Origin of the sequence: Achromobacter sp. D10, assembly GCF_035282245.1 — a bacterium.
GTDB classification, from domain to species: domain Bacteria; phylum Pseudomonadota; class Gammaproteobacteria; order Burkholderiales; family Burkholderiaceae_B; genus Achromobacter; species Achromobacter insolitus.
The window spans coordinates 292,122-304,663 of the sequence record NZ_JAYJLE010000003.1; the positions used below are offsets into that span (position 1 = coordinate 292,122).

A 12,542-nucleotide genomic window follows, 5' to 3' on the forward strand; every position below is an offset into this window, starting at 1 on the left:
GGGAGGGCGTGCCTAGTGAATGTGGAAGCCGCCATTGACGTCGACCACGATGCCGGTTGAATAGGAGGACAGGTCCGAAGCCAGGAAGAGTATGGCTTGGGCGACTTCGGCGGGCGAGCCGAAGCGCTGCAGCGGAATGCCCTGTTTGAGTTCTTGTTCCCAATTTTCGCCGAATTTGCCCACCGTCATGTCCGTTTCGATGATGCCGGGCGCCACGCAATTGGCGCGCACGCCGCGTGGCCCCAGTTCACGGGCCAGCGCCTTGGTGAAGCTGATGACACCCCCTTTGGACGCGGCGTAATGCGAACCTCCCAGCAGGCCGCCGCCGCGCAGGGCGGCGGTGGATCCCAGGTTGACGATGGCCGGACGCCGCGGGCTATCCAGCAGTGCGGGCAGGGCCGCATGCGTGACGTTGTAGGTGCCGGTCAGGTTCACCTCCACCATGCGCCGGAATTCATCCTCGGGCAGGTCCCAGATGCGGGTGGCGGCGACGATGCCGGCATTGTTGACCAGCACATCGATGCCGTCGAGCGCTTGCTTGGCGCGGGCAACAGCGGCTTCGCAAGAGGCCGCGCGCGACACGTCGCAATGCAGGTCGATGCGGCCTGCGGCCAGCATTGCGTCGGCGCCATCCGGGTAGGTCTGGTCCAGCACGGCGACCGTGGCGCCCTGCGCGATGAAGAGGTCGACGATTGCCGCGCCAATGCCGCGGGGGTTGGCTCCCCCCGTGACAATGGCGCGCTTGCCGGCCAGCAGTCCAAGCGCGCCGTCCATCACGATTTCACCAGCGGGCACGCACCGTCCTTCAGCGGACGGAAGGCCTGTTCGGCGGGAATCTTGCGCACCAGGTTGTAGTAGTCCCAATCGCGCTTGGATTCCGACGGCTTCTTGACCTGGAACAGGTAAAGGTCGCGCATGATGCGACCGTCTTCGCGAATGCGGCCGTTCTCGGTCATGAAGTCATTGATGGGCGTTTCATGCATCTTCTTGAGCACCGGTTCGGAGGCGTCGGTACCCGCAGCCTTGACGGCATTCAGGTAGTGCATGGCGGCGCTGTAGTTGCTGGCCTGGACCATGGACGGCATGCGGCCCGTCCGCTTGAAATAGCGTTCGGACCATTGCCGCGCCTTGTCGTCCTGGTCCCAATAGAAAGGTTCGACCAGGTTCAACCCTTGTGCGTATTCCAGCCCCACGCTGCGCACGTCCACGATGCTCATGAAGAGGGCGGCCACCCGTTGCTTGCTGCCCATGATGCCGAATTCGAACGCCTGCTTGATGCTGTTGATGGTGTCGCCGCTGCCGTTGGCCAGGCCGATCACCTGGGCCTTGGAAGCTTGCGCCTGCAGCAGGAACGAGGAAAAGTCCGCGCTTGCGATCGGGTGGCGCACGCTGCCGACCACCTGTCCGCCCTTGGACTTGACCACCGCCATGGCATCGCGTTCCAGCGAATGGCCGAAAGCGTAGTCGGAGGTGATGAAGTACCAGCTCTTGCCGCCGTCTTCCATGACGCCATTGGCCACGCCGGTAGCGTAGGCGTAGGTGTCGTAGGTCCAGTGCATGCCGTTGGGCGAGCAGGCTTTGCCGGTCAGGTCGGCCGATCCCGCGCTGGTGAAGATCACCACGCGCTTCATCTGGCGGGTCAAGTCCTGCACGGCCAGCGCGATCGCGGAGTTGGGCACGTCCAGGATCAGGTCGACCTTGTCGTTCTCGTACCAGCGGCGCGCGGTCGCCACGCCGATGTCCACCTTGTTCTGGTGGTCGGCCGAGATCACCTCGATGGGCTTGCCCAGCACCGTGCCGCCAAAATCCTCGACGGCCATTTTCACGGCTTCCACGCCGAACTTGCCGGACAGGTCGGCCATCATGCCGGACTGGTCGCCCAGCACGCCGATCTTCACGACGTCATCCGACACTTGCGCCTGGGCGGACACGGACAGGGCGCCCAGCACGCAGGCGGCCAGGCTGTTTTTGAAACGGGTCTTCATGGGTATGTCTCCTCGGGGGCTTCGTTCTTGTGCGCCGCCCTGTGCCGGACGGTCGCATCGGGGTGGGCTATTCCAGCGTCTGGCCGGCGTAGGCGTCGATGAACATATTGGGTTTCAGGAAAAAGCTGAGCACCAGGGCGCCGTTGGGTGCCCGCGCCACGTGCCGGTTGCCGCGCGGGCGCCACACGTAGTCGCCGGCGCAGACTTCGCCCTCGGCGTCGACGATCGAACCTTCCAGCACAAAGGTCTGTTCGACCTCTACGTGCTCATGCAAGGGCAGTTCGGTGCCGGGCTGCCAGCGGAACAGGGCGGTCAAGAGTCCGGTCTCCTTGTCCTGCATCAGCACCTTCATCTCGATGCCTTCCACTTGCGTGGGCTTCCACGGCAGATCGGCAACCTTGAGGAAGCGCGATGCCAGGGGCGGCAATGCGTTGGCTGCGGGGCAGCCGGGGGTTTCTAGGGCCATGGTGTCTCCTACCAGAACTCTTTATGAGAGATAAAGAAAAAATCTTGTTATTGAGTGTTTAAAAATAGTCGCGTATATTGAGATTTATGTCAATCACGTTTTCGCGAGTCGGAAGCGTGCAGCGACACAGGCCGGGCCAAGAAATCCGGCACATAAAAAACAAGGAGACAAGCTTGAAACACGACTATCTGGACCGCACGTTCGGTCTGGCGGGGCGCGTCGCGCTGGTGACTGGCGCTGCAAGGGGGCTGGGCTATGCGATCGCGCGGGCACTGGGCCAGGCGGGCGCCCAGGTGGTAATCAATGACCTGTCGGCCGAGGCTTGCGTCGCGGCATGCGAACGCTTGGCGGCCGAAGGCATCAAGGCCCATGGGGCGCCATTCGACGTCGCCGACGAGAAGGCCGTGTCTGAGGCCGTTGCGCAATTGGAGGGCGCGGGGCTGGCGATCGACGTGCTGGTCAGCAACGCGGGCAACCAGAACCGCAAGCCTGTGGTGGAGATGAGTTCCGCCGAATGGCAGATGCTGCAGAACGTGCACGTCAACGGAGCCTTCCATTGCGCGCGGGCCGTGCTGCCCGGCATGGGCAAGCGCGGGTTCGGCCGCATCGTGCTGATGTCTTCGGTGGCGGGGCAGGCCACCATGCCGAATATCGCGGCCTACGCTACCGCCAAGGGCGCGATTGCGGCGTTCACCCGCGCGCTGGCGGTCGAGTACGGCGCCAGCGGCATCACCTGCAACGCATTGGCACCTGGTTTCGTGCGCACCGATTTCACGCAGGGACTGCAGGACAATCCGCAGTTCCAGTCTTTCCTGGCCACAGCGGTGCCCGCCGGGCGCTGGGCCGCACCGGAAGATATCGCGCCCGCGGTGGTCTATCTGGTCTCGCCGGGCGCGTCGTTCGTCAACGGACTTGTCCTGGCGATCGATGGCGGCCTGTTGGCCCGCATGTAGGAGCGCGCCCATGAACTCCCCAGCGGTCCTGTCCGCGCAGGGCCTGATCAAGCGGTTCGGCGGCTTCAACGCCGTCGACGGCGTGTCCCTGTCTCTGCGCGAAGGTTCCATCCATGCCTTGATCGGCCCCAATGGCGCAGGCAAAACCACCTGCTTCAATCTGCTGACCAAGTTCCTCACGCCCGATGCAGGCGTCATCCACTATCGCGGCCGAGACATCACGGCGCTCGCGCCGGAGCAGATCGCGCGCCTGGGCATCGTCCGTTCGTTCCAGATATCCGCCGTGTTCCTGGGATTGACGGCGTTGCAGAACATGCGTGTGGCGCTGATGCGCCAACACGGCGATGGATGGCGTTTCTGGCGCAGCCGCAGCAGCATCGACCGCCTGAACGGGCGCGCCATGGAACTGCTGGATGCAGTCGGCCTGACCGGCCTGGCGCACACCACCGCGGCACTCTTGCCCTATGGGCGCAAGCGCGCGCTGGAGATCGCGATGACCCTGGCGCTGGAGCCAGAGATCATGCTGCTGGACGAGCCCATGGCGGGACTGGGCCAGGAAGACGTGACCCGCATTGCCGCGCTGATCCGGCGCGCATCGGCCAACCGCAGCATCCTGATGGTCGAGCACAACCTGTCGGTGGTGGCGGACCTGTCCGACACCATCACGGTGCTCGCGCGCGGGGCGGTGCTGGCCCAGGGCGACTATGCCACGGTGTCGAGCGATGAGCGCGTCATCACCGCATACATGGGTTCGGACGAGGAGGCGCACTGAGATGCTGTCGATCAAGGACCTCAACGCCTGGTACGGCGAATCCCATGTGCTGCATGGCGTGGACATGGAAGTGAAGCGCGGTGAGCTGGTCACCATCCTGGGCCGCAACGGGGCGGGCAAGACGACCACGCTGCGCGCCATCATGGGCATCATGGACAAGCGGCGCGGCTCCATCCGCCTGAACGGCCAGGAAACCGTGGGCATGGCCCCGCACCGCATTCCGCGGCTGGGCGTCGTGTATTGCCCGGAAGAACGGGCCGTGTTCCGCAGCCTGAACGTGACCGAAAACCTGATGCTGCCGCCGCGTCTGGCCGACGGCGGCATGTCGCTCGACGAGATCTATACGCTGTTTCCCAACCTGCGCGAACGCAGTGCCAGTTCGGGCGGCAATCTCTCGGGGGGAGAACAGCAGATGCTGGCGATCGCGCGCATTTTGCGCACCGGCGCGCAGCTCATCCTGCTGGACGAACCTACCGAGGGCCTGGCGCCCGTCATCGTGCAGCAGATCGGGCATGCCATCCGCACCTTGAAGGAACGGGGCTTCACCATCGTGCTGGTCGAGCAGAACTTCCGCTTCGCGACCAAGGTGGCCGACCGCCACTACGTCATGGAACACGGCTGCGTGGTTGACCAGCTGTCGGCGGAAGAAGCGCGCAACGATCCCGAGCGGATCAAGCGCCGCCTGGGTGTCTGAGGGAGAATCCACGTGTTCGAAATTTTCGGTGTGCCGTCGACGGCACTATTCGGCCAGCTGCTGCTGGGCCTGATCAACGGATCGTTCTATGCGCTGCTGTCGATCGGGCTGGCGGTGATCTTCGGCCTGTTGAACATCATCAACTTCGCCCATGGCGCGCAATACACCGCGGGCGCGTTCCTTGCCTGGATGCTGCTGAACTATCTGGGCGTGAATTACTGGGCTGCGCTGGTGTTGGTGCCGCTCATCATGGCCGTGTTCGCCATCGTGGTCGAGCGCGTGCTGATCTCGCGCACCTACCGCATGGATCACCTGTACGGGCTGCTGCTCACCTTCGGCATCGCGTTGCTGATCGAAGGCGGCCTGCGGCAGGCTTACGGCGTGTCGGGCTTGCCTTACACGATACCCAAGGCGCTGGCCGGTGGCGTCAACCTGGGTTTCATGTTCCTGCCCTGGTATCGCGGCTGGGCGGTGGCCGTGTCGCTGGTGCTGTGCCTGGCGGTCTGGGTGTTGATCGAGAAGACCCGTGTGGGCGCCATGCTGCGCGCGGCCACCGAAAATCCGACGGTGGTGCGCTCCTTCGGCATCAACGTGCCGCTGCTCATCACGCTGACCTATGCGCTGGGCGTGGCGCTGGCTTCGGTGGCGGGCGTAATCGCCGCGCCCATCTACCAGGTCAGTCCGATGATGGGATCCAACCTGGTGGTGGTCGTGTTCGCGGTAGTGGTGATCGGCGGCATGGGCTCCATCATGGGAGCGATCGTCAGCGGCTTCGGACTGGGCATCATCGAAGGCCTGACCAAAGTGTTCTACCCCGAAGCCGCCAATCTGGCGATCTTCATCATCATGGTGCTGGTGCTGCTGTGCAAGCCCGCCGGCTTGTTCGGCAAGCCCTTGCAGGTGCAGAACGTGCTGGCTGCCGAGGCAACCCGCGAGCCGGTGCAACTCAGCCGCCGCGGCATGCGCGTCGCGATGGCGGTGCTGGCGGTGGCTGCGCTGGTTGCGCCCTGGTTCATCTACCCGACCTTCCTGATGAAGGTGCTGTGCTTCGCGCTGTTTGCGGCGGCCTTCAATCTGCTGGTGGGCTATGTGGGCCTGCTGTCGTTCGGGCATGCCGCGTTCTTCGGTGCAGCGGCCTACGCGACGGGTATCGTGATGAAGCTTCTGAGCGCGACTCCCGAACTTGGCCTGCTGGCTGGCGTGCTGACAGGCGGTCTGCTCGGCCTGGCCTTCGGTGCGGTCGCGATCCGCCGCCAAGGCATCTACTTCGCGATGATCACGTTGGCGCTATCGCAGCTGGTCTACTTCATTGCGGTCCAGGCCGGCTTTACAGGCGGAGAGGATGGCCTGCAGAGCGTGCCGCGCGGCAAGCTGTTCGGCATCTTCGACCTGGAAGGCGTGATGCCCATGTATTACTTCACCTTGGCGGTGTTCGCGCTGGGCTACGCCTTTGTGCTGCGCGTGCTGAATTCGCCTTTCGGCGAAGTGATCCGCTCGGTGCGCGACAACGAACAACGCGCGCGCTCGCTCGGTTATTCCACCTCGCGCTACAAGCTCATGGCGTTCACGCTGTCGGCCTCGGTGGCGGGGCTGGCCGGCGGCCTCAAGGTATTGGTGTTTGGCGTCGCTTCGCTGACGGACGTGCATTGGCATGCCAACGGCGAAGTGGTGCTGATGGCGCTCCTGGGCGGCATCGGGACGGTGTTCGGTCCCCTGGCCGGCGCCTTTACCTTTGTCTCGTTGCAGAACTATCTGGCGCCGCTGGGCTCCTGGGTGCTTATCGTCCAAGGCGCGATTTTCATACTTTGCGTCCTCTTGTTCCGCGACGGCATCATGGGACTGGTCTCGCGGGCCTGGCTGGCGCTTACCCGCACGAAAAAGGAATCCTGATGTTCTTGCATGTCGTAATGCTGCAACTGTCCGGCGCCGCCGATGCGCGCTTCCATGACCGCGTGCAGGGCTATTGCCAGCGCATCCTGGCCGAATGCGATGGGGTGGTGGGATATGCCTTCCGGCCCAACGTCGCCAGCCGCTCGGACGGTCTGACGCATGCGGTGGTGGCGGCGTTCGCGGACGGTCCCGCGCACGACCGCTACCAGGTGTCGCCGGCGCATCAGGAAATGAAGACGTATATGGCTGGCTTCATCGAGCGCCTGGTGGTGTACGACGGGGAAATTCCTACTTTCAGCTGAACGTTCCCGGCCGCGCCTGCGCGCGCGGAAAGGGATAAACTCGCGGATGACTTTTCACCGTCTGGTCCGCCTCCCACGGAGGCCGCCTCCTGCCTCTTCCGGTAGCGGGCGCCTCGCGGGGCTGGCTATTTTCTTTTGCCGGATTCCGGCCACGTATTCTTCATAGGTCGATTGAACATGGACTACGTATTGCCCCCCCAGCCGCCCGTCGCGGTTCCCGTTGCCGGCAGCGCCGCGCTGTTTCCGGTGCGCCGCGTCTACTGCGTCGGCCGCAACTACGCCGAACACGCCAAGGAAATGGGCTTCACCGGCCGCGAGGATCCGTTCTTCTTCTGCAAGCCCGCCGATGCCGTCCTGAGCGTGGCCGACGGCGAAACCGGCAAGATGCCGTATCCGCCCAAGACGTCCAATCTGCACTACGAGATGGAATTGGTCGTGGTACTCGGCAAGGGCGGCCGCGACATTCCGGTGGAACAGGCCAATGATTGCGTGTGGGGCTATGCGCTGGGCCTGGACATGACGCGCCGCGACCTGCAAGGCGAAATGAAGAAGCAGGGCCGTCCCTGGGAAATCGGCAAGGCGTTCGACCTGTCCGCGCCGCTGGGCCCGATCCATCCGCGCAGCGTGGTCGGCACCCTGGAAAAGGGCGCCATCTGGCTGGACGTCAATGGTCAGCGCAAGCAGTCCAGCGACATCTCCCAGATGCTGTGGAACATACCCGAGAGCATTTCCTACCTGTCCGGCCTGTTCGAGCTGCAACCCGGCGACATCATCTTCACTGGCACGCCGGAAGGCGTCGGCGCCGTGCTGCAAGGGGATGTGATCACCGGCGGCGTCGAAGGCCTGGGTGAACTTCGCGTCCAGATCGTCTAAAGTACGCCCCGGATTCGTTTCACCACCTCAGGAGCGCCAGCATGCGCAGCAAGATCGTGCTGACCGCCTTTGTCGTGTTCGGCTTCGTCCTCGCCGGTTGCAATACCGTCGCGGGCATGGGCAAGGACATGTCCAAGGCTGGCAACGCCATTACCAACGCCGCTGACAAATAGTCGTCACGCCGGCAAAAAAAAAGCCCCTTGAGCGATCAAGGGGCTTTTCTCTTTGGTGGCAAGGGGTTACAGAACATCGCCGGCGTAGTCGGCCAGGCGCGAACGTTCGCCGCGTTGCAAGGTGACGTGCCCCGAGTGCGGCCAGCCCTTGAAACGGTCGACGACGAAGGTCAGGCCGGAACTGCCTTCCGTCAGGTAGGGCGTATCGATCTGGGCGATATTGCCCAGGCAGATCACCTTGGTGCCGGGGCCCGCGCGGGTGACCAGCGTTTTCATCTGCTTGGGCGTCAGGTTCTGCGCTTCGTCGATGATCAGGTACTTGTTCAGGAAGGTGCGGCCACGCATGAAGTTCAGGGACTTCACCTTGATCCGTGAACGGATCAGATCCATGGTGGCGGCGCGCCCCCAGTCGCCGTTGCCTTCGCCTTCGCCCATGTTCAGGACGTCCAGGTTGTCTTCCAGGGCGCCCATCCACGGCAGCATCTTCTCTTCTTCGGTACCCGGCAGGAAACCGATGTCTTCGCCGACCGGCACCGTGACGCGGGTCATGATGATTTCGGTGTAGCGCTTGGTCTCCAGCACCTGCGTGATGCCTGCGGCCAGCGCCAGCAGCGTCTTGCCCGTGCCCGCCTGGCCCAGCAGCGAAACGAAATCGCATTCCGGGTTCATCAGCAGGTTCATGGCGAAGTTCTGCTCGCGGTTGCGCGCGGTGATGCCCCAGACGTTGTTCTTGCCGTGCGTGTAGTCGCGCAGGGTCGCCAGGACCGCCATCTTGCCGCTGACTTCGCGCACCTGGGCGTACAGCGGCATCTGGCCTTCGAAGTAGACGAACTGGTTGACCACGAACTGCGAGCAGAGCGGGCCATGGATGCGGTAGAAGGTGGTGCCGCCCTGTTGCCAGGATTCGACGTCCTTGCCGTGCTTGTTCCAGAAGTCCTCGGGCAGTTGCATCACGCCCGAATACATCAGGTCCGAGTCTTCCAGCACATGGTCGTTGAAGTAATCTTCCGCGGCCATGCCCAGCGCGCGCGCCTTCAGGCGCATGTTGATGTCCTTGGACACCAGCACGACTTCCCGTTGGGGGTACTTTTCCTGCAACGCCCGGACAACGCCCAGGATCTGGTTGTCGGCCTTGCCCATGGGCAGGTCGGAGGGCAGGGTGCTGTGGATGGCGGTCGTCTGGAACATCAGGCGGCCGGTGGCGTCCTTGTTACCCAGCTTGGCCAGTTCCAGCCCTTCATCGAGCTGGGTCGCGTCCTGCACCAGCGCGTCCAGGGAACGGCTGACCTGGCGCGCGTTGCGCGCCACTTCCGACATGCCTTTTTTCTGGTGATCCAGCTCTTCGAGCGTCATCATCGGCAGGAAGATGTCGTGCTCTTCGAAGCGGAACAGCGAGCTGGGGTCGTGCAGCAATACGTTGGTGTCCAGAACGAACAGCTTGCGCGGTTCGTTCTGGGCGCGGGCCTTGGCGCGCTTGGCTGGAGCGGGCGCGGGCTTGGCGCGGCGCGTTTCGGCGCGTGCGGCAGGGGCTGCGGGCGCCGGTGGCGGCACCTGGCGAGCAGGCGCGGGAATCTGCGCCTTGCGGGCCGGCGCTGCCAGGCCTTCGAGTTCGGGCTGGACGAGAAGCTCGTCCTCGTCATCTTCGGCCAGGACTGCCTGGGTATTGGACCGCGCAGCGGCGGTCTTGGGGCTGCGGGCCTGCGCCCGGGCGGATTCGCCCGAGGGGAAGGTCAGGATGGCTGCGGGACGGGTGGGCAACTTCGGAAGCGGCATATTTGTCACTCTCCAGTGTGGGCCGGCTATAGCGCCTGACGGGTAAACCTGTGCTGACGGCTAACCGATGCTTTTTGCTGCCTGCAGGACTTCCTTGGCGTGGCCCGGGACCTTCACCCCGCGCCACTCCTGCACCAGCACACCATAGGCATCGATCAGGAAAGTGCTGCGTTCGATGCCTCGCACCTGCTTGCCGTACATGTTCTTTTGCTTGATGACGCCGAACAGATTGCAGACGGTTTCGTCGGCGTCGGAAATGAGAGGGAAGGGAAGTTCGTACTTGGCCTTGAAGTTCTCGTGCGATTTCAGGGAGTCGCGCGAGATGCCGATGACCACGGCGCTGGCCGCCAGGAAATCGGCGTGCAGGTCGCGGAAGTCCTGGCTTTCGGTGGTGCAGCCAGGCGTATTGTCCTTGGGGTAGAAATACAGGATCACGGCGCGGCCCTGGCATTGCTCCAGGCTGATCGGACCTATGGTGCTTTCGGCGGTGAACAGCGGCGCGGGTTTGCCTATGGTCGGCGTCATTTCTGGGATTCTCCGTTGGGGGGGATGAGGGCCACGACCACGCGCCGGCCCTCCGCCATCAGGATGTTGTAGGTACGCGAGGCGGCGTGGGTGTCCATGATCTCGACCCCGATGCCGGCCGCCAGCAGGGGGCGCAGCACGTCGGGGCGCAGGAACTGCTGACGCGCGCCCGTGCCCACCAGCAGCACTTCCGGCGCGTTCGCGGGACGGGTAGGGCTGGCTTCTGGTTCGTCCAGAAATGCCATGGGGTCGCGGACGGGCTCGGACAATCCGGCCGCCTGGCGCAAGAGGGTGGGGGTGATGTCGGCCGGCGACTCAACGGGCCAGTGGGTAACTTCGCCTTCGGGGCCGAATGCGACCGAGGAGGAAAAACGTACCTGGTTGACCTCGATGTAGCCATCGCCATAGGCGGTGACGGTATTCAGAGCGGCCGTCGCAGGATCGGTATGCAGCTTCAATAAAAACTCCGGCTTTATGTTCCCGATAATAGCGCATCAGGATGACGCCATGTTGCAGGGTATCCACGCCCCCCGAAGGCGCCGGTTTCGCGGGTTTGGGCAACGAGCAAAATGGAGAGCGAGGCAGCACCCCCCGAAATGCGGACTTTTACGGGAGGCGGACGCGGAAAGCGGCCCCGTTTTTTTCCCATTTGCCGCACGGGCGTCCTTGCGCTAGATTACAGGGTTTTGCTGCGCTGCAATCTTGTGCTCCCGCGGCGTTTCGAACCCATTTCCCCTTCGCGCATTCGCGCCCTGGTTTTTTTGCCCTTTTATCGCCCCTAAGGATTCCCATCATGAGGAAGTTCTCCCGCATCGAGCGTTTGCCCCCGTACGTTTTCAACATTACCGGCGAGCTCAAGATGGCGGCGCGTAGGCGCGGCGAAGACATCATCGACATGTCCATGGGCAATCCGGACGGCGCAACTCCCAAGCACATCGTCGACAAGATGGTGGAAGCCACAATCCGCCCGACGACGCACGGCTATTCGGTGTCCAAGGGCATTCCGCGCCTGCGCAAGGCGATCTGTGACTGGTACCAGCGCCGCTATGCGGTCGAGTTCGATCCGGACTCCGAAGCCATCGTCACCATCGGGTCCAAGGAAGGCCTGGCCCACCTGATGCTGGCCACCCTGGACCGCGGCGACACGGTCCTGGTGCCTAACCCCAGCTATCCGATCCACATCTACGGCGCGGTCATCGCCGGCGCCAACATCCGTTCGGTGCGCATGACGCCGGGCGTGGATTTCTTCGAGGAACTGGAGCGCGCCGTGCGCGAATCCATTCCCAAGCCCAAGATGATGGTGCTGGGCTTTCCCAGCAATCCGACCGCACAGTGCGTGGACCTGTCGTTCTTCGAACGCGTGGTCGCGCTGGCCAAGGAACACGATATCCTGGTCGTGCACGATCTGGCCTACGCCGACATCACCTTCGACGGCTACGTGGCTCCGTCCATCATGCAGGTGCCTGGCGCGCGCGATGTCGCGGTCGAGTTCTTCACGATGAGCAAGAGCTACAACATGGCGGGCTGGCGCATCGGCTACATGGTCGGCAACCGCGAGCTGGTCAATGCGCTCGCGCGCATCAAGAGTTATCACGACTACGGCACGTTCACGCCGATCCAGGTGGCGTCCATCGCCGCCCTCGACGGTCCGCAGGACTGCGTGAACGAAATCGTGGCACAGTATCAAAGCCGCCGCGACGTGCTCGTGCGCGGCTTGCATGAAGCAGGTTGGAATGTGGAAATTCCCAAGGCGTCCATGTACATCTGGGCGCAGATTCCCGAACCCTACAGGGCGATGGGCTCTTTGGAATTTGCCAAGCGTGTCCTGTCGGATGCGAAAGTGGCCGTGTCCCCCGGGATCGGCTTCGGCGAGTACGGCGACGAATACGTGCGCTTCGCCCTGATCGAAAACGAGCAGCGCACGCGGCAAGCGGTGCGAGGCATCAAAGACATGTTCCGCAAGGACGGATTGCTGAAGTAGGGCTCCCCCCGCAGCGCTGCGCGCTTCCCCCTGGGGGCGCCGCAGCGGACCGGCGAAGCCGGCTCCGCGCGGCCGCGCTTGGTGCTGCCAGGTATGGTGTCCCTTGCATAGCAGCTATGGAGAACTGAAATGAATTCCCCTCAACGCCCGCCCGC

General features: G+C 63.7%; 14 protein-coding genes. 8 read left to right on the forward strand and 6 right to left on the reverse strand.

What is annotated here, in order from left to right; translation table 11 throughout:
- Positions 1-12: 12 nt before the first annotated feature.
- The 3 genes from VCS63_RS11585 to VCS63_RS11595 form a co-directional block, all read right to left on the reverse strand.
- Complete coding sequence (locus VCS63_RS11585; protein ID WP_323879811.1) at positions 13-795, reverse strand: SDR family NAD(P)-dependent oxidoreductase; 783 nt, start codon at positions 793-795, stop codon at positions 13-15.
- A complete protein-coding gene (locus tag VCS63_RS11590) occupies positions 774-1,985 on the reverse strand; it encodes an ABC transporter substrate-binding protein (RefSeq protein WP_063961857.1) in 1,212 nt (403 codons plus the stop codon). The genes VCS63_RS11585 and VCS63_RS11590 overlap by 22 nt, the downstream gene beginning before the upstream one ends.
- Before the next feature lie 67 nt (positions 1,986-2,052).
- On the reverse strand, positions 2,053-2,451 hold the full coding sequence (locus tag VCS63_RS11595) for a cupin domain-containing protein (RefSeq protein ID WP_042792653.1): 399 nt from the start codon (positions 2,449-2,451) through the stop codon (positions 2,053-2,055).
- 173 nt (positions 2,452-2,624) lie between these two features.
- Here VCS63_RS11595 and VCS63_RS11600 point away from each other — a divergent pair, with 173 nt between their 5' ends.
- The 7 genes from VCS63_RS11600 to VCS63_RS11630 all read left to right on the forward strand — a co-directional run bounded on the left by VCS63_RS11600 (position 2,625) and on the right by VCS63_RS11630 (position 8,108).
- Entirely contained in the window at positions 2,625-3,404 is a 780-nt protein-coding gene (locus tag VCS63_RS11600) for an SDR family NAD(P)-dependent oxidoreductase (RefSeq protein WP_063961858.1), read from the forward strand.
- Positions 3,405-3,414: 10 nt separating this feature from the next.
- On the forward strand, positions 3,415-4,176 hold the full coding sequence (locus VCS63_RS11605) for an ABC transporter ATP-binding protein (protein ID WP_042792655.1): 762 nt from the start codon (positions 3,415-3,417) through the stop codon (positions 4,174-4,176).
- A 1-nt stretch (position 4,177) separates the two neighbouring features.
- Positions 4,178-4,870, forward strand: a complete 693-nt coding sequence (locus VCS63_RS11610; RefSeq protein WP_042792656.1) for an ABC transporter ATP-binding protein — start codon at positions 4,178-4,180, stop codon at positions 4,868-4,870.
- A gap of 12 nt (positions 4,871-4,882) precedes the next feature.
- Positions 4,883-6,760 (forward strand): ABC transporter permease, encoded by a 1,878-nt coding sequence (locus tag VCS63_RS11615; RefSeq protein ID WP_164794411.1) that lies wholly within the window; start codon positions 4,883-4,885, stop codon positions 6,758-6,760.
- On the forward strand, positions 6,760-7,062 hold the full coding sequence (locus tag VCS63_RS11620) for a Dabb family protein (protein ID WP_063641640.1): 303 nt from the start codon (positions 6,760-6,762) through the stop codon (positions 7,060-7,062). The genes VCS63_RS11615 and VCS63_RS11620 overlap by 1 nt, the downstream gene beginning before the upstream one ends.
- Before the next feature lie 177 nt (positions 7,063-7,239).
- On the forward strand, positions 7,240-7,935 hold the full coding sequence (locus VCS63_RS11625) for a fumarylacetoacetate hydrolase family protein (RefSeq protein WP_042792659.1): 696 nt from the start codon (positions 7,240-7,242) through the stop codon (positions 7,933-7,935).
- Between the two features lie 41 nt (positions 7,936-7,976).
- A complete protein-coding gene (locus VCS63_RS11630) occupies positions 7,977-8,108 on the forward strand; it encodes an entericidin A/B family lipoprotein (RefSeq protein WP_042792660.1) in 132 nt (43 codons plus the stop codon).
- A gap of 66 nt (positions 8,109-8,174) precedes the next feature.
- Here the strand turns inward: VCS63_RS11630 and VCS63_RS11635 are convergent, their stop codons facing one another.
- From VCS63_RS11635 to VCS63_RS11645, 3 genes are read right to left on the reverse strand one after another with little or no spacing between them, the layout of a single operon-like run.
- Complete coding sequence (locus VCS63_RS11635; RefSeq protein ID WP_063961860.1) at positions 8,175-9,881, reverse strand: PhoH family protein; 1,707 nt, start codon at positions 9,879-9,881, stop codon at positions 8,175-8,177.
- Positions 9,882-9,941: 60 nt separating this feature from the next.
- Complete coding sequence (locus VCS63_RS11640) at positions 9,942-10,406, reverse strand: peroxiredoxin (protein ID WP_042792662.1); 465 nt, start codon at positions 10,404-10,406, stop codon at positions 9,942-9,944.
- Positions 10,403-10,864, reverse strand: coding sequence for an Mth938-like domain-containing protein (locus tag VCS63_RS11645; protein WP_042792663.1), 462 nt, complete (start codon positions 10,862-10,864; stop codon positions 10,403-10,405). The genes VCS63_RS11640 and VCS63_RS11645 overlap by 4 nt, the downstream gene beginning before the upstream one ends.
- 335 nt (positions 10,865-11,199) lie before the next feature.
- On the opposite strand from VCS63_RS11645, the gene alaC reads away from it, so the two are divergent.
- Positions 11,200-12,387, forward strand: coding sequence for an alanine transaminase (alaC, locus tag VCS63_RS11650; protein ID WP_042792664.1), 1,188 nt, complete (start codon positions 11,200-11,202; stop codon positions 12,385-12,387).
- Positions 12,388-12,542: the final 155 nt, after the last annotated feature.